Annotated in this window: 16 protein-coding genes and 1 tRNA gene; 4 read left to right on the forward strand and 13 right to left on the reverse strand. The window is 48.2% G+C overall.

Features of this window, described 5'->3' with window-relative positions; translation table 11 throughout:
• Positions 1-1,170: 1,170 nt before the first annotated feature.
• The 8 genes from GF401_03965 to GF401_04000 all read right to left on the reverse strand — a co-directional run bounded on the left by GF401_03965 (position 1,171) and on the right by GF401_04000 (position 10,280).
• Positions 1,171-2,970, reverse strand: a complete 1,800-nt coding sequence (locus tag GF401_03965) for a PAS domain S-box protein (GenBank protein ID MBD3344202.1) — start codon at positions 2,968-2,970, stop codon at positions 1,171-1,173.
• Complete coding sequence (ptsP, locus tag GF401_03970; GenBank protein ID MBD3344203.1) at positions 2,963-4,636, reverse strand: phosphoenolpyruvate--protein phosphotransferase; 1,674 nt, start codon at positions 4,634-4,636, stop codon at positions 2,963-2,965. Before ptsP ends, GF401_03965 begins: the two co-directional genes overlap by 8 nt.
• The gene (locus GF401_03975; GenBank protein ID MBD3344204.1) at positions 4,633-5,451 is read right to left on the reverse strand and encodes a TIGR02757 family protein; all 819 of its coding nucleotides are present in this window, start codon (positions 5,449-5,451) and stop codon (positions 4,633-4,635) included. Before GF401_03975 ends, ptsP begins: the two co-directional genes overlap by 4 nt.
• Before the next feature lie 32 nt (positions 5,452-5,483).
• Complete coding sequence (locus GF401_03980) at positions 5,484-6,806, reverse strand: glucose-6-phosphate dehydrogenase (GenBank protein ID MBD3344205.1); 1,323 nt, start codon at positions 6,804-6,806, stop codon at positions 5,484-5,486.
• Positions 6,807-7,035: 229 nt separating this feature from the next.
• Complete coding sequence (locus tag GF401_03985; GenBank protein MBD3344206.1) at positions 7,036-7,197, reverse strand: rubredoxin; 162 nt, start codon at positions 7,195-7,197, stop codon at positions 7,036-7,038.
• Between the two features lie 46 nt (positions 7,198-7,243).
• Complete coding sequence (locus tag GF401_03990; GenBank protein ID MBD3344207.1) at positions 7,244-7,819, reverse strand: rubrerythrin family protein; 576 nt, start codon at positions 7,817-7,819, stop codon at positions 7,244-7,246.
• A gap of 87 nt (positions 7,820-7,906) precedes the next feature.
• The gene (mnmA, locus tag GF401_03995; GenBank protein MBD3344208.1) at positions 7,907-8,959 is read right to left on the reverse strand and encodes a tRNA 2-thiouridine(34) synthase MnmA; all 1,053 of its coding nucleotides are present in this window, start codon (positions 8,957-8,959) and stop codon (positions 7,907-7,909) included.
• Positions 8,960-8,984: 25 nt separating this feature from the next.
• Complete coding sequence (locus GF401_04000; GenBank protein ID MBD3344209.1) at positions 8,985-10,280, reverse strand: aminotransferase class I/II-fold pyridoxal phosphate-dependent enzyme; 1,296 nt, start codon at positions 10,278-10,280, stop codon at positions 8,985-8,987.
• Between the two features lie 248 nt (positions 10,281-10,528).
• Between GF401_04000 and GF401_04005 the strand changes: the two genes are divergently transcribed.
• Positions 10,529-11,593, forward strand: a complete 1,065-nt coding sequence (locus GF401_04005) for an NAD(P)H-binding protein (protein ID MBD3344210.1) — start codon at positions 10,529-10,531, stop codon at positions 11,591-11,593.
• A gap of 260 nt (positions 11,594-11,853) precedes the next feature.
• Positions 11,854-15,819, forward strand: coding sequence for a PAS domain S-box protein (locus GF401_04010; protein MBD3344211.1), 3,966 nt, complete (start codon positions 11,854-11,856; stop codon positions 15,817-15,819).
• On the opposite strand, the gene GF401_04015 is transcribed toward GF401_04010, so the two are convergent.
• The 4 genes from GF401_04015 to GF401_04030 form a co-directional block, all read right to left on the reverse strand.
• Complete coding sequence (locus GF401_04015) at positions 15,814-16,005, reverse strand: hypothetical protein (GenBank protein MBD3344212.1); 192 nt, start codon at positions 16,003-16,005, stop codon at positions 15,814-15,816. The two genes, GF401_04010 and GF401_04015, sit on opposite strands and share 6 nt — an antisense overlap.
• Positions 16,006-16,080: 75 nt before the next feature.
• Positions 16,081-17,106 carry a hypothetical protein gene (locus GF401_04020; GenBank protein ID MBD3344213.1) on the reverse strand — a complete coding sequence of 342 codons (1,026 nt, stop codon included), beginning with the start codon at positions 17,104-17,106 and terminating at the stop codon, positions 16,081-16,083.
• Between the two features lie 22 nt (positions 17,107-17,128).
• Positions 17,129-19,108 carry a response regulator gene (locus GF401_04025; GenBank protein MBD3344214.1) on the reverse strand — a complete coding sequence of 660 codons (1,980 nt, stop codon included), beginning with the start codon at positions 19,106-19,108 and terminating at the stop codon, positions 17,129-17,131.
• Positions 19,109-19,153: 45 nt separating this feature from the next.
• On the reverse strand, positions 19,154-20,209 hold the full coding sequence (locus GF401_04030) for a hypothetical protein (GenBank protein MBD3344215.1): 1,056 nt from the start codon (positions 20,207-20,209) through the stop codon (positions 19,154-19,156).
• Between the two features lie 152 nt (positions 20,210-20,361).
• Here GF401_04030 and GF401_04035 point away from each other — a divergent pair.
• A tRNA-Val gene (locus GF401_04035) sits at positions 20,362-20,435 on the forward strand.
• A gap of 60 nt (positions 20,436-20,495) precedes the next feature.
• Positions 20,496-21,968 carry a helix-turn-helix domain-containing protein gene (locus tag GF401_04040; protein ID MBD3344216.1) on the forward strand — a complete coding sequence of 491 codons (1,473 nt, stop codon included), beginning with the start codon at positions 20,496-20,498 and terminating at the stop codon, positions 21,966-21,968.
• Between the two features lie 97 nt (positions 21,969-22,065).
• On the opposite strand, the gene GF401_04045 is transcribed toward GF401_04040, so the two are convergent.
• Positions 22,066-24,144, reverse strand: coding sequence for a response regulator (locus GF401_04045; protein ID MBD3344217.1), 2,079 nt, complete (start codon positions 24,142-24,144; stop codon positions 22,066-22,068).
• Between the last annotated feature and the right edge of the window lie 36 nt (positions 24,145-24,180).

The following is a 24,180-nucleotide window of genomic DNA, read 5'->3' on the forward strand; positions in this document are numbered from 1 at the left end:
ACGGCAATTTTTGAGAAACCGAATGACTATTCAGATTGTCAACTCTTGATTTCCGCCAAAGGTCACCTTGATACAATAATACCTTTACCGCAAAAAAGCGTGGAAATAACTCTCAAGGCAGATAGCAGCTTTATCAATAAAGACGACCGTTTTGCTTACGGGCAGAGAACATTCACGCATTTCAGTGATACATATATCCCAAAGTCGGTGAAGAATATTACTGAATTACCCGATAGTATTCAAGACATCCTTAAGAAATATCTAGATGTTAGACTCGGTGCGTTTTCACAACGCTTGAAATTTGCTGGCGGTGAGATTGTAGATATTAAGCGCCTCTTCATCGTAGATCCTGGTACTAAATCATACAAATGGAAGCCTCAAACTTATAACCTCTGGTTTTCTATTCAAGACACGAGCAAAGGGATTAGTTTGTATGAGGCGCAGATTGTCCTCGATAGTAACGGGAGGGTCGTCGAGGATATCGCTCTGCCAAATACCTCAATGCACCCGCAAAAAGCAGAATTCATACACGTGCAAACCGCTATTCAAATAGCCAAAAATGCTTTAGAATTTCAAAATGATCAGTTCTGCATAACCATTGGATACGACAAGAAGATTGACTGCATCACATATGAGTTTGAATCGCACAAGCATTTAGACAATAATAGATTGGAAACGGTACGGTTAATCATTAATGCTAATAATGGCAAAATTCTGGATAGAATCAAAAGTCACGGAAGTTGGAGTGGAAAGCGCATGAACACCCCCGCAAAACATGCGCCATGAGGAAAAGAGCATAAGAGCGGCGGCAGAAAAAGTTTACAGACATGCCGGTTCTACGAACCTGTAAACCCCAAGGAAAATACCCTTTATGCACATAATGGTTTTTAAATTGTAAAGTCCATCTCAACTGCCAATAAAAAAACTCTCAGTGCTTCCCACTCAGCCCACGCATGCCAGCATTACCGGCATGAATATAATAAGCATTTTCCAAGTGGGTTTTTAAAGGGGATGGAATCACCTTTCCAAATGCATCTCATGCTCTCATCCCCATTCCTGATCATTCGGGTTGTAGTTTACAGGCATCCGGCTCTACGAGCCTACGAGACTGTAACCCCCCCAAGGAAAATACCGCTGTCCCCAAATTCAAAATTTGTCTGTACGCGACTTTTAACTCTCTTCCCCGATCTCTCCCAGATGAGGGTAGTCTTTGAGGAAATTATAGAGGGTAGCCCGTCCTACACCGAGCATCCGTGCGGCTTTGGCTTTATTGCCAGCCACTCGTTTCAGAACAGTTTCCACATTAGGGGGAGAAAGCTTGGGTTTCCTTCCTGCCTTGCCGGATCCCTGGGTGTCGGTATTGCGGCTGCTTTCCACATGGAATTCCATGCTCCGGTTGATTTCCGGGGGAAGGTGTTCGGGATCGATAATGGGGGTGTGGCATTTTATGAGAGAAAATTGGATGGCATTCTGGAGTTGACGAACATTGCCCGGCCAGGAATAGGACATCATGACCGACAGGGTGTCGTCGCTGAGTGCATAGTCGCTCTTTCCCAGTTTCCCGGCGCTTTCTTTAAGGAAATGGTGCGCCATGATCGGAATATCGTTGCGATGGTCTCTGAGTGGGGGCATTTCAACCGGCACCACGGCAAGCCGGTAGAAGAGGTCTTCCCGGAACTCCCCCTTTTTCACCATCTGTCTGATATCCCGGTTGGTGGCACTGATGATTCTGACATTGACCTTCAGGGTTTTCTCGCTTCCCACCGGTTCGAAGGTCCCTTCCTGGAGCACCCGAAGCAGTTTGACCTGCATTGCCTGTGACAACTCGGCGACTTCATCGAGAAACAGGGTGCCGCCGTCGGCAAGCTCAAACCGCCCCTTTTTGTCTCTGATCGCCCCGGTAAAGGCGCCTTTGACATGGCCGAAGAGTTCACTTTCGAGGGTCCCTTCCGGGAGGGCGCCGCAATTGACCGGCACAAAGTGCTTGTCCCGCCGCGGGCTCTCGGCATGGATCGCCCGGGCCACCAGCTCCTTGCCGGTCCCGCTTTCACCGGTAATCACCACCGGGAAATCGCACTGAGCAAGGTCCTGTATCAGGTCGAAAATCGCCAGGATCTTGTAATCCAGGCCGATAATGCCCCGAAACCCCGGGACCGTACCCGTCTGATGTTCGAGGGTCCGGAGTTTTGTCTGATCATTGAGCGCGGCAACCACACCGATCGGCATATCGCCGTCATTTTTCATTGGCGAAACAGTAACATCAAATTCCCGCCGCCTGCCGTCGATGGTGAGAAAAACCGTGGAGTACTCTTTATTCTTTACCGTTGAAGGATCATAGCCGTCACAGAAACTGCACTCTTCACCACACAGGCGGGGTGAAAAGACTTCATGGCAATCCTTACCGAGCACGTCGAGCTGGGAATACCCGGTGATTTTCTCGGCGCCCCGGCTGAAATAGAATATCTTCCGGTCCATATCATGGGCCATCACCCCCTCGTTCAGACTGTCGAGCATGGTATTCATCGAACTTCTCTGATGAATCAGCGAAGAAAAATAACCGTCATTAAAGAAATTTTTCACCCGTTGATGAATATGGGCAGCAACGACTCTGCATGCTTCACGGAGTTCATTGTTTCCAGGATTTGCCGTAAAAACATCATCTATTTTCCACTGGATTACCGCGGGGCAACCGGGAAGCACCATGCATTCCCGACCTGGATCGTCGCATAACAGTATCACGATATCGATCCGTTTACTTTTCAGCGATGAAATCGCCTTTGCCTCATGACCGGAGATATCGATACCCGTTTCGCTCATGACCTCGACAGCAATGGGATTGACCGGGAGCGGATCGAGTCCGGCACTGAGAACTTCAACACCGGAAGGCGCCATGGTGCGGGCAAATCCCTCGGCTATCTGACTTCGGAGAGAATTTCGATTCGACACAAACAAAAGGGCAGTATTAAGCATTGTAGGCGGCTTTCTTTGTTTCGGCACGTTCTGCATACTGGGCCATTTCGTTCCGTAACCGTGGAATCAGGCGGGGACTCACACTCAGGGAGGTCAACCCGGCATCCAGAAGCCGGGAGACAATGCCTTTACGGCCGGCCATCTCCCCACAGATAGTAATCGGTTTATTCGCGGCTTTTGCCTTTGCACTCAGCTCTTCAAGCACATTCCACAAAATCGGATGATCGGGATTATAATCGGCTGATACCAGTTCGTTATTTCTGTCGACTGCAAACATATACTGGATAAGGTCGTTGGACCCGATGCTTGCAAAGTCGGCCATCTGAAGGATTTTTTCGGCCTGATAGCAAGCGCTGGGGACTTCAAACATGACCCCGATTTCCACATTTTCAGCCCGGGCCCCCGTGGACGCGATAATCTCCCGTATGCCGTTCCGGAGCTGTTCGAACTGAACAGCATCAACCACCATGGGAAAAAGAATCTTTACGGGGCCTTCGCTGGTAAGCCGGAGCAGGGCCTTTACCTGAGTGGAAAAGATTTCGGGGCTGCCCACAAGAAACCGTGCGCCGCGCCATCCGAGATAGGGATTGGACTCCTTTTCGATAGTCAGGAAGGGAAGCTCCTTGTCGCCGCCTACATCGAGGAGACGAAAGGTTATCGGCTTGCCGGGAATGGCCTTTCGCACCCGGCTGTAAAATTCAAACTGCTCGTCTTCACTCAACAACCGCTCGGCCCGCATGAAAATGATCTCGGTACGAAACAACCCGATACCGTCGGCACGGAAAGCCGCCGCCTGCCGGACATCCTCGATAAGACTGGCATTGGCATAGGCATTCATACCTTCGGGGGTAGAGATAACACAGATATCATCGGTTTTAACCGGCTCTGCGGGAATATACCGTTGAATCACATCATCGGTAGGGTTGACAATGACGATACCTTCATCACCATCCACCAGGACTCTGGTCCGGCAATTGACATGCTCGAGAATGTTTTTAACACCGGTGACCGCGGGAATACCCACCGACCGGGCAATAATCGCGGCATGGGATGATATCCCGCCGTGTTCGGTGACAATCCCCAGGACCTTGGTCAAATCCATATGAATCATCATGTCGGCAGAGAGTTGTTCAGCAATGATAATGCTGTCTTTGCCCTCTCTGCAATGACGCTGGCCTTTGCAGGCAAAGCCCGGACGGGTGTTATTCAGATAGTCGAGCAGACGGCGGCGGATTTCTCCCATATCGGTTGAGCGCTCACGAAGATACTCGTTATCGAGGCCCGCAAACCGGTCTTCATGCTCATTATAAACCTGATTGATCGCATACTCTAGGTTGACCAGGTCGTTTTGTACCCGTTCCTTGATCACATCCACAATCGGGCTGTCATTCATGATATTTTTCTGGGTGGTAAAAACCTGCGCTTCGGCCCGCCCTACTTTCTCGGCAGCATCCGCAGCGATCCGGTCGAGTTGGGCATTGCAGTAAACCAGGGCTTCTTCAAACCGCTCGATCTCCCGGGCGGCTTCCTTTTCATCTGCCAGAGTATGGCGGGGAACGCTTCGGCTATGAACAACCGAATAGAGGCAAACCGGAGCAACGATCCTTCCGGAATTGATTGCAAGACCTTTAAATTCCTTATTCTGTTCACTACTTTTTTTAATCATACAACAGGTTTTTCTCCTCGATAAATCGCCATCCCATGCCTGCACAGGGAAAAATCATATTTCACCGGGTCTTCCGGAGCAACCGCTTTGAGTGCTTCAGTTACCTCCAGAGCTGTTTTCCATTCAGCCCGGCGTCGTTTTGTCAGCCCCAAACTCAGCGCTGCCCGTGTAACATGGGTATCCAATGGTATTACCAATTTTGAGGGTAAAAATTGCTTCCAGATACCAAAATCAATTTCATCATCAGGCCTGACCATCCACCTAAAATACATATTGAGCCTTTTACAGGCACTCCCGGATGCAGGAGAGGGCAATAAATAGTAAAATGACGGGCCTGCGTGGGGAGCTAGTTTTGCTGCGAGGGTATGAAAATAATCTACGAAACCGATCATTCGATCTGCCGGAGAATAACCCATGGCAGCCGAATGTTTAATCGCACTCTTCTCAAGAGAGCCGTGGTTATTCAGAGCATGCTTCACGACCTCCAGCAGAAGGGCGATATCGTTTCCTTTATTGAAACGGTGTTTGAATGAAGAAAAAACCTTTTGCTTCTGTGCCAGCGAAGTACCGGCGACAAAATCATAGAGATCGCTCCCTATAAGCGCAAGCAGCCGGTTCAGGGATGCGATGATCTGCTCCACTCTTCCATAGGCAAGGCAGGAACAGAGAAGCCCCGCTATTTCGATACGGACAGGGTCCGTAAACCGCCGTACGCATATCAGCGGGTCGACAGCAAGATATTTCTTTGAATGATATTCGTTATAAAGAGTGTCGAGTTTCTCTTTTAACCGTGTTTCAGGCAATTTTTTCACAATGTAGTATACTGATAGCGGATATTCTCAATAATCTATTCACAAACTGATATATATTTTTCGAAATCGATCCAATCATCTGTTAAGCCGGGCCCGGGGACTTCTCCCTTCCTGTAATATTTGAGTTTCCCCTTGCCGAGAGAGGGCTCGAATTTTTTCCAGGAGACTTCAGTCTCCTCGGCGCCCACAAAGAGCGTCCGGTCCCCCCGAATCGCATCCAGGAGAAGCCGTTGATAGGCCTCGGGTATTTCGGCCTTAAAAGAATTCCGATAACAGAATGCGAGATTGGCGTTGGATAATTGTATACCGCCGCCCGGAGTCTTGCTGATCGTGTCGATAACGATTCCCTCGGACGGCTGAATCTTGAAAACAATCTTGTTCGGTTCGAGGATATCGGCAGCATTAAAGAGCAGACGGGGTACTTTTTTAAATTTCAGCCCGATTTCCGTGCCTTTGCGATTAAGTGCCTTTCCGGTGCGGATATGGATCGGCGTTCCGGCCCATCGGAAATTATTGATCGACAGTTTCATTTCCGCGTAGGTCTCGGTTGTCGAATCGGGCGCCACTCCCTTTTCATCAAGATAGCCCAGATACTGATACCTGCAGCAATCCCGGACTTCTATGGATTTCAAAATATTGATTTTCTGATTCCGTACGTCCTCCGCATCGAGAGATACAGGGGCTTCCATGGTGAGTAGACAGAGAAGCTGGATCAGATGGTTCTGAATCATATCGCGGATAATACCCGAATTGTCGAAATAAGCACCCCTATTTTCAACGCCAAGTGTCTCAAATGCCTGAATCTGAATCGAATCGATATACTTGCTGTTCCATACCGGGTAAAAAAGAGAATTGGCAAATCTGAATACGAGAATATTCTGAACCGCTTCCTTGGCAAGGTAGTGGTCGATCCTGAAAATATGCGTTTCATCGAAATGCCGGGCCAGCCGGTGGTTGAGGGTATGCGCCGACTGATAATCGTATCCAAAGGGCTTTTCGATAATAAGGTATGAGTTCGGACCGAACCCCTCGGCGGCGAGTTCTTCAGCAGTCGAGGCATAGGCCACCGGAGGGATGGCCATGAAAAAGATTATCCGGGAAAAATTCCCCTTTTTTTCGATATACTCTTTCAGCCCCTTCATTCCCCGGTGATAACTGAGAAGCCGGGCAAACTCAGGGGAAATATCAAAGCGATTGCGAAAAGACGTATCATCAAATTCAGACCGCCCACTGCCAATGATTGCCGTGCAATTATCGATCTCATTTTTCTCGTAAAGCCGGGAAAGCGCGGGAATAAGCTTGCGTTTTGCAAGATCACCCGATGCACCAAGAACGACAATGGCGATATTTTTCGGCATAATAGAAAGTCGAAAGTTGAAAGTCGATACGCTGTTCTAAAACACTGATTACGCTATAGCGGGACGAAGTGTATTGGAGTGGTGGATTATCGGGCATAAATCCACGATCCGAAATTTATTTCTCCACCACTCCATTAGTCCGTTTTTTTCGGATACTGTCACGAATGGGTAATACAAAGTCAGCGGCGATCAGCTCATTGGCCTCATCAGCGTTCAATGTGCTTATCCCTTACTCCTGCGGCGAAAACTCACTCTTGTCAACACCACATTCCGGGCAGGTCCAGTCGTCCGGAAGATTTTCAAACGCGGTCCCGGCGTCAATACCATTGTCAGGATCGCCGATTTCAGGATCATACACATAACCACAGGCATTACAGACATACTTTTTCATTGGAAACCTCCATTTTTATTTGATAAAAAACATCCGTGCTTTTCAACTACCAGTTTTTATTGACTACTTCGAAATACCCCTGAGGATGTCTGCAGAGAGGACACTTTTTCGGAGCGTCAGGCCCTTCATGAATATGGCCGCACTTCTGACAGATCCATTGAGTTGGAGCGCTTTTTTTAAATATCGAACCGTTTTTCACATTTTCGAATAGTTCGAGATACCGCTTTTCATGCCACATCTCCACGTTGATAATAAGTTTGTAGACCGACGCGACATTATCGAAACCTTCCTGTTTTGCCGTTTCGGCAAAGGAGGGATAGAGCTGGGAATATTCTTCATTTTCTCCTGCCGCGGCTGCAGCAAGATTCTCTTCGGTGGTCCCGATTTTCCCGGCAGGATAGGCTGCGGTAATTTCAACCGGACCGCCTTCCAGAAACTTGAACATCTCCTTTGCATGGACCCGTTCATTTTCTGCTGTTTCCAGAAAAATATTACTGATCTGAGAATACCCTTCCTTGGCCGCAGCGCTTGCAAACAGCGTATACCGGTTTCGTGCCTGCGATTCGCCGGCAAATGATTTCAGAAGATTCTTTTCGGTCTTGGTTCCTTTAATCGATGCCATGACTTGCTCCTTCTTAGAAAGAATGAATAAACAATATAAATGATTCTAATATGGTTCTTTTGAAAGAACGGTTATTTCACTTGTTTTTCAGGGGATGACCTTATCGATAATACCCCCACCGAGCATACAATTTCCATCATAAAAAACGATCGACTGACCGGGAGTGATCGCCTCCTGCGGCATATCGAAAGTCACTGTCATATCTCCCTTGTGACCTGTCAGTTCACATGATGCAGCCTTATGAGCGTAGCGAATCTTTGCGGCAAGTTTGGGGGGAATCTTTTCGGTAAAGAGATTGAGGTCCCGTGCCACAAGTTTTCTTGCCCCAAGATCATCCTTTGATCCCACAATCACCGCATTTTTTTGCGGGTCGATTTTTACTACGTAAAGCGGCGTTCCGGTTGCGATACCAAGCCCCTTGCGCTGTCCTACCGTATAGTTGCCGATACCCCGGTGTTTTCCCAGAACGGTCCCCCGGCAATCGACAATATTCCCGGTAGTCTGCAGCATCCGGCCGGTTATTTCCCGGTAGCTTGTGCCGGTGACAAAACAGATATCCTGACTCTCTTCTTTGTCCGATACCGGAAGCCCCTCATCCCGGGCCAGTGACCGTACCGTCGCTTTATCCAGTGAGGCAAGGGGAAAGAGTAACCGTGGAAGCGCCTCTTTTTTAACGGCATAGAGAAAATAGGTCTGGTCTTTGGTTGTATCCTGAGGGCGTGAGAGAACCAGGTCGCCATTATAATCACTCACCCCGGCGTAGTGGCCGGTGGAAAAATAATCAAACCCCAAAGCCTGCGCCTTACGCAACAGTATGTCGAATTTCAAATACCGGTTACACCGCACACAGGGATTCGGAGTCCTCCCCGCAGCATACTCATCAATAAAATTCTGTATGACATGCTTTTCAAGGGCCTCCGAAAAGTCCATCACGTAATGGGGGATATCGAGCATATCGCAAACCCGGCGAGCATCACTGACCGCCTGGGGACCGCAGCATGACGGCGTCTCATCATCGCCCTGCTTAACTCCCAGACACATGGTAATGCCCGTAATGCTGTATCCCTCTTTTTTTAAAAGGGCCGCGGCAACCGACGAATCGACCCCGCCGCTCATGGCGACCATCACTTTTTTAGTCACTGATCCATCTCTCCACATCTTCCGTTTAACATGCTTTCGTCAACGCCTCATCCAGGGCTGCAATGATATCGTCGATATGCTCCAGCCCAATCGACAACCGTATCAGATCGGGAGCCAATCCGCTTGCCGCCTGCTGCTCTTCACTCAACTGTCCGTGAGAAGTACTTGCCGGGTGGAGTATCAGACTCTTTGCATCACCAACATTGGCAAGATGAGAAAAGAGTTCTATCGAATCGATACACCGTACCGCGGCGTCATATCCCCCCTTGATTCCAAATACAACCATACCGCCGCAACCCCGGGGAAGATATTTCCGTGCCATGGCGTACGATGGATCATCAGGCAGTCCGGGATACCGCACCCACCCCACATTCGGGTGTCCTTTCAGGAACTCCGCAACGGTGAGGGCATTTTCACAGTGACGTTCCATCCTGAGTGGAAGCGTTTCGATCCCCTGAAGAAACATCCATGCATTATCCGGGGAAATGCACGCGCCAAGATTGCGCAACGGGACCAGCCGCATCCTGAGGATAAAGGCAAGTGGATTCAACTCTTCCCCAAGATCATGGGCATACCGGATCCCGTGATAACCGGGATCAGGTTCATTGTAAAGAGAATATTTCGGATCGGTCCAGTCAAAATTGCCGGCATCAACGACAATGCCGCCGATTCCCGCACCATGCCCGCCAAGCCATTTGGTCAGCGAATGGACCACGATATTTGCACCGTAATCGATCGGTTTGAGAAGCGCGGGTGTGGAAAAGGTCGAATCCACGATCAGGGGCAGGTGATGTTTCTGTGCGATTTTCGCTATCATCTCGATGTCCGCAACACCGAGTACCGGATTACCGATAGTCTCGAAATAGAGTGCCCTGGTCTTGTCGGTAATCGCCTTCTCGAATTCTTCCGGCTTGTCATGGGGTACAAATTTTGTGGTGATATCAAACTGCGGAAGAATCGTATCGAACATGGTGTAGGTTCCACCATACAGGTTATTCGCCGAGACGATTTCATCACCCGCCTTACAGAGATTTATGATGGAATAAAATATCGCCGACGTTCCCGAAGCAAGGGCCAGACCGGCCACACCCCCCTCGAGGGCCGCAACACGCAACTCCAGAATATTCTGCGTGGGATTCATCAGACGGGTATAGATATTGCCCAACTCTTTCAGGGCAAACAGATTTGCGGCATGTTCGGTATTCCTGAAAAGATAGGAGCTGGTCCGATAGATCGGCACTCCCCGGGAGAGAGTGGTCTGGTCGGGTTCCTGCCCGGCATGAAGTGCCAGGGTTTCCAAATGATACTTTTTCTCTGTCATATATTACTTCCCTTTTCGAGTGATTGATAAATATAAATCGTCACCACCTGCGGTGCTTTTACCCACCTGGCTTTGAAAGCCATAGCGCATTGTTCACATAATTTATAAACATTGTAAATAATATAAGTCTTATAACATTCCGAGTCAAGGACCCGATTGCATACCTCCAAAGTCATTCCCCTCTCCAGGTCTCCACCTTTTATATTACTCTTTCACCGTCACCCACCTGCCTGAAGGGAGCGCAGAATATGAGCAAGAACTGGTTACTTTACGGAGCAAACGGCTATTCGGGCAAACTTATTATCAATGAAGCACTTGAGCGGGGGCATCAGCCGATTCTTGCCGGACGATCCCAAGAGCGCATCGCATCCCTTGCGCAGCAATACAAACTCGAGCAGCGTATATTCGATACCGCTTCCGGCCCTGAAGCAATTGAGCCGGCCCTGGAGAATGTCTCTTTGGTCTGTAATGCCGCAGGCCCCTTTGTTCATACGGCCTTTCCCATTGTATCGGCCTGCCTGAAAACAAAGACCCATTATGTTGATATCACCGGTGAAATCCCGGTTTTTGAGCGGGTCCACTCCTACCACCACCGGGCAAAAAAGAGAGGTATCGCTTTTGTTTCAGGGGTCGGTTTTGATGTGGTTCCCACCGACTGTCTGGCAAAGTATACAGCCGACAAGCTTCCCGACGCCACCGAGCTGGAAATTGACTTTGAAGGCCTGGGCGGCGGTTTCAGCCGGGGAACACTCCTCACCATGCTCGAGCATATATCCCGTGGTATTCTGGTGCGCAAAAACCGCCATCTCATCAATAAAGGACTTGCGGCCAGGGGTAAAACGGTCGAGTTTCCCGGCCATTCAGCCACGGTTTTTCCTATCACCTGGGGCGATCTCTCGACCGCCTATCACTCCACAGGAATCCCGAATATCGAGATCTATGCAGCCCTGAAAGGCAAGCTCTTTTCGATGAACGCCTTTGTTCGCAAACTTGTTTTCATCTCGCTGAAAAACCGGTTTATCCGTTCCCGGGTTATGAATTATGTTAAAAATCATGTCACCGGCCCCGGCGAGCGCGAGCGCAGGGAAGGACACTCCCATATTCGGGTGTGGGTCCGAAACGAAAAGGGCGATTCGGAGGAAGCATGGTTGATCACCGTTGAAGGCTACCGGTTTACGGCCCTGGCCTCGGTCAGGTCGGTGGAGAAAGTGCTGGAAGGATCCATTACCGGCGCACTCACCCCTTCCCAGGCCTTCGGCGCCGATTTTGTTCTGGAAATCCCCAACACCAAACGGTTTGATTCTCCAGGCTGATCATATACCCTGGTCGATCCGACGACTCCGGGCCCCATACCTCGTCGATCATGAGAATGATTGACTTCTTCCCAATTTTTCGAAAAATTGCTTTGTTAGCCCCCGTGCGATTAATTAGATTTGTATTAGGCAAAAGGAGATACATTTGTATGTCAACCAGTAAAATGGGCTGAGACATTTCGCCCTCCGGCATAGCGCTCTTTAATATCTAAACATCGGCTGGAAGCGATTTTTCATGCTTTTTAGATGGGAACAAACCTGTGGCACAAAAAAAACGAAAAAACGGGCCGGCCGAAAACAAGAAAAATGGAATTCACCCTCCTGATCCCGAAGAAACGGATCAGACCACCACTATACCGGAGCTTCATTCGGAAAGAGAAAAAAAAGCGCTGGATGATATCCTGGTTCTTCTTCACAAAACGTACCGTGTCGATTTTTCTCACTACCGTCATACGACAGTCCTCCGCCGCTTATCCCGGCGCATGTCGTTAGGAAAACAAGACACTGTTGCGGAATATTGCCAATTTCTTAAAAGCAATCATCGTGAAATCGAACTGCTCTACGAAGACCTCCTTCTCTCCTTTACCGAATTTTTCCGCGATTCCGGGGTTTTTGAGATCCTGAAGCAAAAAGTGTGTAAAGCTCTGGTAAAGGACCGTCCGGCCAAGTCGCCGATCAGGGTCTGGGTCCCCGGCTGCTCTACCGGTGAAGAGGTCTATTCCATCGCCATTTGTCTGTACGAATTTTTTGAAAAAAGCATAACCAGGCTCCCGGTACAGCTCTTCGGCACCGATCTTGTGGAACGGCATATCAACAAAGCGCGGCAGGGCCTGTATCCGAAAAAAATAGCCGATCAGGTCTCACCCGAGCGGCTCGAGCGTTTCTTTGAAAAAACCGATCAGGGATACAAAGTAGCCGGCTATATCCGGGAGATGTGCGTTTTTGCCGTCCAGGATATCACCAAAGATCCACCGTTCCCCCGAATCGATTTTATCAGTTGCCGTAATGTGCTTATCTATTTCGACGCCGCGTTACAGGAAAAGGTCATACCACTCTTTCATTTTGCCCTGAATCCCGGCGGATTTCTGCTTTTGGGCTCATCCGAAACAATGGAAAAACATTCCAACCTCTTTGGCCGGATAGACCATTCAATCAACCTCTATGTTAAACGCACCGCTGCCGCGCGGCCGGCGTACCGCTTCCATTTTCAGAGCACATCCGTCAAGTCCGGACCTACAGGTGAAATAATACCGTCTGCCCCCTTCGGGAATCCGAAAAATTCCGATATCGGAGAGCAGGTCGACCGAATCCTTCTGGACGCCTACGGCCCCGCCGGTGTCCTGGTCGACAGCGCCTTTAATATACGCCAGTTTCGCGGGCATACCTCAAAATACCTGGAGCCAGCCCACGGTGAAGCAAGCTTGAAACTCTCCAGAATGGCCCGTGAAGGACTGATGCCCGATATTTCCGTGGCAATTGAAGAAGCAAAAAAGAAAAAAAACCGGGTACGCAAAGACGAGGTGCGTTTCAAATATAACGATAAATACTTCTATGTTGCCCTGTCGGTCCTGCCCCTGAACGACTCTTCAACCGGTGAACCGTGCTTTTTGGTCCTCTTTGAAGATCCCAAAACACCGCCTGAACCGGAGATCACTCTCCGGAACGGTACGGATGAACAGCGCGATGTAAACGATACCAAACGCCTGCATCATGAACTCCGGAAAACAAAACATCATCTCCATTCGATCATCCAAGAAAAAGATGAGGTCAATCAGGAGCTGTGGGCGGCAAATGAAGAAGTGCTTTCAACCAACGAAGAACTCCAGAGTGTTAATGAAGAGATGGAAGCCGCCAAGGAAGAACTCGAATCGAGCAATGAAGAACTCATGGCACTCAACGAAGAACTCCAGATCAAAAACAGAGAACTTTTTGAGGGCGAAACCTTCCTTTCCAATGTCTTTGAGGCGATACAGAACGGTATCAGTATCCTCGACACCGAGCTGAACATTATCCGGGTTAACGAATGGATGGAAAAGAACTATGCCCATGGGACTCCCCTTGCCGGGAAAAAGTGTTATGCGGTTTATCAGCAGCGAAGCACCCCCTGCCCCGACTGCCCTACGCTTGCCGCCATAGAATCGGGCAAACCCCGGAACGCAGAAGTCCCCTATCCATCGAAGAAAAACCCCGTGGGGTGGATGGGCCTGAGCGCCTTTCCTCTGAAAAATGCCGAGGGAACAGTAACCGGCGTCATCGAATATGTACGAGACATTACCGAACGGAAAAAAGCACAAACCGCCCTGTTTGAAAGCGAACGGCGGTATCGCGAACTCTTTGACAGCAGCAGAGACGGCTTTGTGGTAGTCGATCCCCGGGGGCGGTTTATCGACGCAAACCCGGCATTCTGCCGTATGCTGGGCTATACACTCGAAGAACTTGTGCGAAAAAATGATTTTTATGACATCACACCGGAAAAATGGCGCGCCTGGGAACAGCATGAGATATGGGAAAAACAGCTGCTCAAAGAAGGATACTCCGGGCTCTACGAAAAAGAATATATACGCAAAGACGGTACCACATTCCCGGTCGAACTTCAGGCTTATGCTTTTTTTGACAACCAGGGCAACCCCCGGTACATGTGGGGTATCGCAAGGGATATTACCGACCGGGAAAAGGGCCGGATTGCCATTCTGGAAAGTGAAGAAAAGCTGAGAAGTATCCTGGAATCATCACCCGACGCCATAACCGTAATGGACCTGAACCCCACAATTATCGATTGCAATCATGCGGCCCTCGACCTGCTCGGTTACGAAAAGAAGGAAGGAATCATTGGAAAAGACGCCATCTCGATCGTTGATGAAAATGATCTTGCCGCGGTCCGCAGCATGATGAATGAAATTTTGGAAAAAGGCCTGGTAAAAAACAGATACTACTCCGTACGCAGAAAAGACGGCGAAGTCTTTCCGGCAGAAGTTTCTGCAAGTGTTTTCAGGGACAGTACGGGAAAGGAGATCGGTTTTGTAATAATAGCAAAAGACACTACCGAGCGGAAAGCCATGGAAACACAACTCCGTCAATCAGAAAAAATGCAGGCGGTCGGCCAACTGGCAGGTGGTATTGCTCACGATTTTAACAATCAACTCTCAGGCATTCTCGGGTATGCCGAAATGCTTCGTGAAGAAGCGGCCAATAATTATCACTGCGCTCGGTATGCCGACAATATCATCTTAAGTGTAAAACGGGCCGCCGATCTCACCTCCCAGCTCCTGGCCTTCTCTCGCAAGGGGAAGTATATTAATACCGCGGTCGACATGCACCGGATAATATTCGAAGTTGTCAACCTTCTCAAACACAGTATCCATAAAAAAATCGAGGTTCATCAGGAGTTGAATGCAACCTCTCCAATAGTCATGGGCGATCCCACCCAGCTCCAGAACGCCGTACTCAATCTCGGTCTCAATGCCCGGGACGCCATGCCTGAAGGCGGTATCCTCACCTTTGCTACCGATACCGTTACTCTGGATGAAACCTATTGTGATGCTCAGCCCTATGAGATCAAACCCGGAATATATATAACGATACGGGTTGTCGATACCGGAACCGGAATGGATGAAAAGGTAAAAAACAGGATCTTCGAACCCTTTTATACAACAAAAGAACGGGGCAAAGGTACCGGGATGGGCCTTGCCGCGGTATTCGGAACGGTTAAAAGTCATAATGGTGCCATTACCGTGGAAAGTGAACCGAATCAGGGAAGTACCTTTTCAGTCTATTTACCTCCGGCCCCGGAAAAGAACGAAAAAATATCTCAAAGCAGCATGGAAAATATCGCCACTTCCGGAAATGCTCATATTCTTCTTGTTGAAGACGAGGAATTAATCCGGGAGGTCACCGCAAAGATGCTGGAAAAATTAGGATACACCGTATCGGTGTGTACCAATGGTCTGGAGGCCGTTGAGTGGTACCGGAATAACCCGCAAAGCATCGACCTCGTTATCCTCGATGTCATAATGCCGAAAATGGAGGGGCACGAAACCTTTGTAAAACTTCGTGAGATGAATCCCGATCTGCAGGTCCTTGTTTCATCCGGGTACAGCATGGAATCCGAAGCCCGGAAGATAATCGAACAAGGGGCAAAAGGATTTATTCAAAAGCCCTTTCGAAAAGGCGAACTTGCCGCAATAATTTCCGAAATACTCGAGAACACCGGCGAAGGCAAACTATAATTTTTCCACCTTTGCAGTCTCGGCTTTGACTACGTGGGTACTATGGTCCGGGGTATTGAACCAAAAAACCAGTGAATCGCCTCTTGAGGTAAAACACTCCTCAAACCCTTTCTTCTCAGCGCAGGGAAATATCTTTTTGTATTTCTTTACTGCATGGCAAATCAGTTTTTTTCGATGCTTATCCATTGATATCTCCCCCCTTTCGCCTCTCTATAAAGAGTACGACCGGGAAGGGAATAAAACCGGCAACCGGAGTTCCGATTATTGATTTGGAATCTGTGCGGGAAGTGAACCGAATTGTGCATCCGGAGGAAATGAATAGGCCGAATCGGTAAAATGGATATCCGCCGATTGCATCAGGCCGTCAACATATTCCATAAGAAATTCATTTTTCTTTTTCACCTCAAGGAGCATGACAATCTGCTTTTTCACCTGATCGAGCGATTCGGGTGCAAGCGCCTTTTCATCGATCTTTTTCAGAATATGATACCCCATACCGGTTTCAACAACCGGACTGATCTGTCCCGGCTTAAGGGAAGCAAGGGCCTCTTCGAATTCTTTTCTCAAATCACCGGTCTCAAACCAGCCCATATCTCCGCCGTCCCGGGCCGCAGGCCCCTGAGAATATTTCCGCGCACACGCGGCAAAGTCTTCACCCGCTTTCAGTTTGGTCACAATCTCCTGAGCTTTCGATTTAAGCGCCGTCTCTGCCGATTCGGTGGTATCCTTGCCGGAAAGTATAACGATTTGAGAAACCTTCGTCTTTTTCCTTCCCTTAAACTTATCTTTATTTTCTTCATAGAACTGCCTGCACTCTTCATCGGAAACCGGATCAATATTCTGAAACAGCTCACGCATCAGAGAATCGAGCATAATGCCGTAGGACACCTGGTCGTACAGATCTTTTTCGGTTTGTCCCCATTTGGCAAGTTCTTCTTCAAAAGTCTTTTGATCGTCAAACCCGCCTTTTATTGCCGCAACATTCTTCCTGAGTTCTGCAGTATCGATCGGGTAATTTTTCTTTTTTGCTTCGGCAAGCAGGAGTTTCTGCGATGCGATATGATGAGCCGCCTGCTTTTTCATATTATCAGACGCCCCTTCGAAAATGCGGCCGGGAAAAAGGCGGTTCATATCATTCCGTAAAAATTCGCCCACCTGGTGGATCTCCTCTTTTTTAATCCATTCCCCGTTGATCGAGAAAACACCTCTTTTAAGTTCGGAAGAATCCTTTTTCGAACATCCCACAATAAAAAGTAGAATACAAACAACCACTGCAGATTTTTTCATAACTGTTCCTTATCGATTAATATTACTCGTTATCCTCAAGCCACCCTTTTCTGAGTGCAATACGAAAGAAAGCGTCAACGATCAAAGGATCGAACTGTTTTCCCCGCTCCTTTTTCAATCGGCGAAAAGCCTCTTTTCTTCCGAGACTGTTACGGTAGGGGCGATTCGAGGTCATCGCTTCAAAAGCATCGGCAACATGCAGAATTCGGGCTCCAACAGGAATGGCCTCACCTTTCAGGCCGTCGGGATAACCGCTTCCATCAAAGTTTTCATGATGATATAAAATTAATTTGTAGAGATCACGGAGAAAAGGGACATCCTTGACGATATTTGCTCCCAGGGAGGCATGGGTCTTCATAACACCGTTGAATTCATCGTAGGTAAGCGAGCCCGGCTTATTGAGAATATAGCCGGGAACACCGATCTTCCCGATATCATGCAACAGTCCGCCGTCTCTGATAATTCCGATTATAGTAGCATCAAGAGCCAGTTCGAGGGCAATTTCCTCCGCGATATTCATGACGTTTTCGGAATGGCCGTGCGTGTAGGTATCCTTTGCATCGACCGCTATGGCCAAGGCTTTTATGGTCCGGATATAATTCTCTTTCATATCACCGTAAAGCTTTGCATTTGTCAAAGCAATCCGCGTCTGATTAACTAAACTGCACAGCAGCGAAAGCTTCTCGACTTCGCTCTCCAACTGGTTTTTTGCCGCAAAATAGAGAATTCCGTAATCGATTTTTTCTATCGCAATCGGCGCAATATGGGTAAAAGCGAAAGAAAGCGGCAGCGGCGAATCCGGGGTTCCGGATAAATTCAAGGGGACCATTCCTACCCGTTTGCTTACCACCAAGGCATTACTGACGGCATTGTATTCGGAAACCACCCGCTCGCACATTTCATTCACCTGACTGTCAGATGCAAGCCCGCGAGACCAGTACATCAGGCGATAGGTCCGTTTGTACGTGGTGAGATATCCGATAATATCAATTTGAAAATTTTCTTTGATTGTCTCAAAAAGGCAGGTGATAATCCTGTCCTTTTCAACAAGTCCCATCAACCGCTCGGAATAATTGCTGATCAGCGAAAGTTCATCGAGTTTCTGGTGGACCGATGTATACAGATTGGCGTTGTTGATAGCAATCCCGGCCTGAGCAGCCAGCACCTCGATCGTATTCAAATGAAGCATGGTAAAGGATTCTTCCCCCACCGGACGGTTCAGATTCACGACACCGATTGTTTCATCTTCAACCTTAAGGGGAACCGATATGGATGAACCGATTTCTTTCCGGGAGAGAGGAATATTTACTTCGGGATATGTTTCCTTATCAGTTATCAGCAGCGCCTTTCCATTGGAAACCACCCACTTCGAAACCGGCCATTCTCCTGCATCACCAAGTGATGATCTCTTCAAGGGAGCCCGCACCCCCTTCTGCCGGGCAATAAACAGCTCCCGGTTCGATTTATCGATCAGCTGGATCGAGCCACTTCGGGCCTTCGAAACATCAAGACAACACTCGAGCGTATCCTCTAAAAGGCGGGGAAGATCGTGAGTATTTGATAATTTGCTGGTGATATCGTGAAGATTTGCGAGTTCGTTGAGCAGAGCATTTTCCTGAGAGAGTTCTGTGGTTGCAAAGGCCTGCTCGATTTTCTGCTCCAGCAGTTCCATTTGAAGCGGCTTAACGATATAGTCGAAAGCACCGTTTCTGAGCGTCTTGATAGCGCTTTCCACCTCCGGATAGCCGGTGGTAATAATAACCGGTATCGTCGATGAATTCTTACGGATTTCTCCCAGGAACTGGACACCGTCCATCTCGGGCATTCGAATATCGATAATCGCCAGATGCGGTTTCAATTCAAAATACAACTCCAGCGCCTGACGGCCGTCATAGGCAACCGCAGTAGTATAGCCGCATGTCGATAAATAATCGGATACAACAGTACATAAAGACTTGTCGTCGTCGGCAATGAGAATTAAATGTTCGTCTGCTTTACCCATCCGTCGCCAAATGCTGTTTGCCCGAAAAACAGGCGGAAGCTCTTTCTACCAACGAAACCGTCCACCTACCTGGTAGGTGCCGGCAAGCTCATGAAAGAGATATGCAAAATCCAGGGCGAGTCTCTCTTCTATTATATATACTCCCCCGCCAAAGGTGAAGCGGGAGGTTTCTAAAATATTTATCGCTTCCGAACCGAATCGGATTGCGACCCTGTTTCTGATCAGATATTCCACGCCCAGGTTACCATGAAATATAAATGACGGTATTTCATCTGGGTTGGAAAGTCTTATTTTATCGGGCACCTTAACCGAATCATCCCGCGCGAGCGAATTGACTCCTTCATTCCCGAGAAAATCGGGGGTATAGTAATTAACCTGAAGGCGACCGTAAATATAGGGTATCTCTTTTTCCCATCCAATGCCTACCCTCACCTGAGGCAGGGCCAGATCATAGTAATCTTCGTTCCAGTAGATATAATTCGTGGAAATATTGTGTGCTACCAGGGCAGCCCGCAGGCCGACGGATGTCAATTCAAATGTCGCTGCAGCATCCACCCCTATGCCGTAACCCGTATAACCGAGCAAGTTTCTTCTCAGTGCATTGAGCGTGGCGCCTACGCCAAGGAGCATATTTTTTTTCACCTGAAACGAATGACCGTATCCGGCACGAAACATTATTTCCGATGATGATGAGTAATCGATTTTGTCGGGATCATAGATTGGATCGTCGAAACTGTTCAGCTCAAGATTGTCGTATATAGGGATACCCGGCACATAGAGGTAATTCAATGAAACGCCGAATCCCGAGTGGTCGTTCAGCCTGCCGGTATAGGAAAGAAAAAAGGTATTGAACACATCGGAATAGAAATCAGCAAAGGCGAATGAAACTTCATTAATGGGATAAAGCCCCAAATTGGCGGGGTTGCCTTCGGGAGCAGCATCCTGATTGAATGTTTGATCGGCCCCGGCGAGAGCTGCCGATTTCGGACTGGTGAAAACGGCCCGGTTGCTGTTGGAGTAGTAATTATCGCCTGAACCGGCAGTAACCGAAGAAAAAATGAGCGCAGATATTATAAAACCAGTGAATGCGAGTTTTTTCATGGTTATATAATATAACCTCTTGAGAAAATAAAATAAACATCAATTTATAGAAATTTCCACAATAAATCCTTAAAAAATACGATTTACTCTGTAACAAATTGTATTTTATATTAAAAGAGCCTTTGTGATCCGGTTCAACAAAAATAACGTACGGGCGCATGGCTCAGTTGGTTAGAGCGCCGCGTTCACATCGCGGAGACCGCTGGTTCGAGTCCAGCTGCGCCCATTATATCCTCCATATCTTCAGGTACGTCTTTTGTATCAAAGGCGCTGCCGGAATGTGATTATGGCCTCGAAGCACCTGTATTTTTTATTTATCAGCCTCCTCGTAATTATTACCCGGATACCGGCTCAGAATGTCTCTGATCAACCGGCACTCGATACCGGGTGTATCGATTTTATCAGCCCTAAAGCGGGACGTATCATTGCCGGAACCTCCTGCACCCTTTCCATTGAAACCTGTGATTATGTGAAATCCCTGACCATAAAAGCCCGATATGCTTCTCATAAGCCTCCCCGAAAAATTGTTACCGATATCGGACACCTTACCCGACCGCCTTACAAGCTGATCTGGCAAACCGATTCAGTCCCCAATCAGTTAGTCGACGGCCTGAGCTTTTACTGTGAAGCCCTGCTGAGAAACGGTACAAAAATCTATTCTTTTCATGAAGGCATTTTTCTCATCCACAACAGATTCTCTACAGATACCATGGAGATCCCCTTTCATCCTGCAGGCAAAACCGGCCTGCTGAAAAAAGGAATCAATATCACCGGAAAGGATAACCAGCTGATATCGGCCAAAACCTTTCTCAGCTGGAACAAAGAAAATCTGAATTTTGACATTCGGGTTGTCAACCCGGCCTTTCATTCCTCTATGTCCCCTGAAAAAATGAAAAAGGCAGGGGTAGAAATCCTGATCGATCACACCCTGCGACGTCTCCCTTACCCTTCATCGGATGACTATGTGCTTACCATCCCCCTTGAAGGAAAAGCATTGCGCACCATGTACATGCCCGAAATCAATGTCAAAGATCAGTTTACCCTGAAAAAACGGCAGGAGCCCCATACCGGTACCTATACCCTGAAAAAAATCGATTTCAAAGGATTTACCGTCAACGCCTCCATTCCACTCCATGCGCTCGGCACAAGTATTCCGGAGTCTCTCGGCTGCAATCTTATAATTAAGGGATTTGATAATACCGACAGTCTGATAACCCTCTCCTGGGCCGATGCTCAGGGACTCGACCGGTATGCCCCGATTCTCTGGAACACGCTGCAGTTGAAACCGCTTCCCCTCTACCATCACTGGGCGGTAAGGCTGATCGTTCCCTTTCTGCTCGGTCTTGGCCTGACATTCGCCCTGGCCTGGATAAGCAGATCATTCAAAAGTAAGCAGAATACGGTTACAAAATTTGAAGCCGGTGAAGAAGAAAAAACTCAACTGGACAAGATTCAGACTGTTATCAACGAAACGATAACCGATAAAAATCTCACTCCAGCCCTTGTTGCATCTTCTGTTGAGCTTTCCACGTCAAAAGTTAAACAGATTGTTAAAAAATATTCCGGCATGCCATTTCATGATTATATCATGCACCTGCGGACCGAAATCGCCCGTGAACGACTGAGATCCTCCCACTCAAGTGAAGCCTTCATTGCCAACTCAAGCGGTTTTGCCGGCGTTCATGAAATGGAGAAATATTTCCAGAAATTCCACCATACAACACCCTATAAATATCGTAAAGAATTTCATGTTGCCTGAACGAAGGAGTGGGTGAAAGTCAGAAGTCACTGCCGTTGCTTAACCCCAACCTCTCAAATCGTTGTCTCAAATCGCTTTTCATCTCCTCCCCCGATCCCTACTGTCTCGATTTCCCCATTTTATAGAGCGCTTTCTGAATCTCAAGATCCAGCATGTTTTTGTCGTAGGGTTTGGTAAACCATTTGCGGATACCGAGGGCATTGAGGGTCTTTTGCTTGGGAGGAGGATAACCGGAAACGACAATTACCGCAAGGTCGGGTTTGATCTTTCGCATATTTCCGATCAGTTTATGAGGGTCATCGGTACCGAGCTTCCAATCCATAATAACAACATCACAGTCATCTTTATGCCGCTTTAATGCTGCAAGCGTCTCTTCCTGATTCGAAGCTTCGCAATAGGGATAGCCGAGTCCTTTGATGAAAATTTTCAGGATATCACGGATCTTGGCGTCATCTTCAAGGAGAAGAATACGAGATGAGAGACGGTTTACCATAATATGCTTGGTATCAAGATCGGTGTCTTCTTTTTCACTTTCAGGAAACTCCATCCGAAATGTCGTGCCTTGACTATCGGTTTTTTCAATAGTGACAACACCTTTATGCAACGAAACGATTCGTTTCACCAGCGCCAGACCAAGACCGGTCCCCTTTCCGGCTTTTTTTGTGGTAAAGAATGGATCGAATATATTCTCCAAAATCTCAGGAGGAATACCACAACCGGTATCGGAGAAGCGAATTACAACGGTATCGGCGGCGCCTTCAACCCGGGTGGCGAAACATTCAATAAAAATCTGACCTCCACCCGGCATGGCATCACGAGAGTTGCCGATAAGATTCTGGAATATCCGCCGAAGATAATTTTCATCACCTTGGATCCAGAGCTGCTCGTCGGTCATCTCAACAATTACTTCGTAATTATCACCAAGCTGCTTGCGGAACAATGGAAGGCATTTTTCGAAAAAGCTCCGGACATTGATCGAATCATAATCCAGGGGTCGCTTTCTTCCCAATGCAAGGAGTTCGGAGGTTAAAAAACGAGCATCTTCCAGAGTATCCAGGACAAGGTTCATCTGCTGCCGGGTATCTGCTTCACCGGTCTTATCTTTTACCCGTCCGATCAGATCATTAACTGTCTGGAGAATATTATTGAAATCATGGGCCATTCCGCTTGCAAGCGTTCCAAGGGACTCCATTTTCTGGTACTGAAAAAGACGGTTCGCCATCTCTTCACGTTGCGACATGGCCAATTCCTTGTCGGTGATATCGGTCATCAGCCCTTCCCACTGCTGTTTGTCTCCGGTAAGCTGAAGGGGCCTGATAGTGCAATCCACGAATTTCCTTCCCCCTTCAAAATCTCTGATTTCGAAGGTGCCGCGCAATCCTTCGCTGCGAAGCCTCAAACTCTCTTTGTCAACAAGAAAGTCGCGAATATTCCGGCCTTCGAGTACTTTTTCCGGAATTCCGAGCAGAGTAAAGGATGCCTTGTTTGCCCAGAGAAAATTCCCGTTCACATCCAGTGTAAAAAGCATCTCCGGCAGCCGGTGAACCAGATTCTGATAGCGTGTCTCCGAGGAGATCATTTTCTCGATCGCCTTGAAATTATTCCGGGATATAATTCCTCCTAAAATAGCGACGATAAGAAGAAGGCAAATGCGAATCGAGTAATCATAGGTCCAGTCGGGAGAGGTGCTGATAGCCGGGTATAAATAGAGAAAATAGAGAAGGCTGTATTCGGCCGCGGCCAGACTGCCGGCAAAGATGGAAAGCCGCATCTGATGGTGAAGCGCGGCAAAGGCGATAGGAATGAAATAGGCCCCGAAAAGCGCACTCTGAATCAGCATCCTCGATGATGTGCCGACAGAATAGGACCAGAGGACATAGGTGACAATCGTTACATCAAAAAGCACCGAAATGAAAGCGGGGCTTTTGGGTAATGCTCTGCGGCTGTAATAAAAAAGGTAATAGAAACTATAGAGAATCAGCGCCAGAGCAGTCAACATTTGAACACCGTATACAGCAGTACCGGTATTCCGTAAAAAATATCCCATCGTGAACATCATGGAAGCAAAGAGTCCGAGAATAAGACGGATCCATGCGACCCAATGCTCGCTTTTGGCGGCGGCGCTGCGAATAGTGCGCGTGCGTCCTAGAAAATCGGCGTGTGACTCATTTGACATCGTGGCAAAGGCTTGCAATTACTGTTTTTTCACCCT

Source organism: Chitinivibrionales bacterium, from assembly GCA_014728215.1.
Classification (GTDB): Bacteria; Fibrobacterota; Chitinivibrionia; order Chitinivibrionales; family WJKA01; genus WJKA01.

Bases quoted from the DNA above. Each gene is read 5' to 3' on its own strand.
- GF401_04030 (MBD3344215.1), bottom strand. From the start codon at position 20,209: ATGAAAAAACTCGCATTCACTGGTTTTATAATATCTGCGCTCATTTTT.
- GF401_04000 (MBD3344209.1), bottom strand. From the start codon at position 10,280: ATGACAGAGAAAAAGTATCATTTGGAAACCCTGGCACTTCATGCCGGG.
- GF401_04005 (MBD3344210.1), top strand. From the start codon at position 10,529: ATGAGCAAGAACTGGTTACTTTACGGAGCAAACGGCTATTCGGGCAAA.
- ptsP (MBD3344203.1), bottom strand. From the start codon at position 4,636: ATGATTAAAAAAAGTAGTGAACAGAATAAGGAATTTAAAGGTCTTGCA.
- GF401_03990 (MBD3344207.1), bottom strand. From the start codon at position 7,819: ATGGCATCGATTAAAGGAACCAAGACCGAAAAGAATCTTCTGAAATCA.
- GF401_04025 (MBD3344214.1), bottom strand. From the start codon at position 19,108: ATGGGTAAAGCAGACGAACATTTAATTCTCATTGCCGACGACGACAAG.
- GF401_03980 (MBD3344205.1), bottom strand. From the start codon at position 6,806: ATGCCGAAAAATATCGCCATTGTCGTTCTTGGTGCATCGGGTGATCTT.
- GF401_04020 (MBD3344213.1), bottom strand. From the start codon at position 17,106: ATGAAAAAATCTGCAGTGGTTGTTTGTATTCTACTTTTTATTGTGGGA.
- GF401_03965 (MBD3344202.1), bottom strand. From the start codon at position 2,970: ATGCTTAATACTGCCCTTTTGTTTGTGTCGAATCGAAATTCTCTCCGA.
- GF401_03985 (MBD3344206.1), bottom strand. From the start codon at position 7,197: ATGAAAAAGTATGTCTGTAATGCCTGTGGTTATGTGTATGATCCTGAA.
- GF401_04040 (MBD3344216.1), top strand. From the start codon at position 20,496: ATGGCCTCGAAGCACCTGTATTTTTTATTTATCAGCCTCCTCGTAATT.
- GF401_04045 (MBD3344217.1), bottom strand. From the start codon at position 24,144: ATGTCAAATGAGTCACACGCCGATTTTCTAGGACGCACGCGCACTATT.
- GF401_04015 (MBD3344212.1), bottom strand. From the start codon at position 16,005: ATGGATAAGCATCGAAAAAAACTGATTTGCCATGCAGTAAAGAAATAC.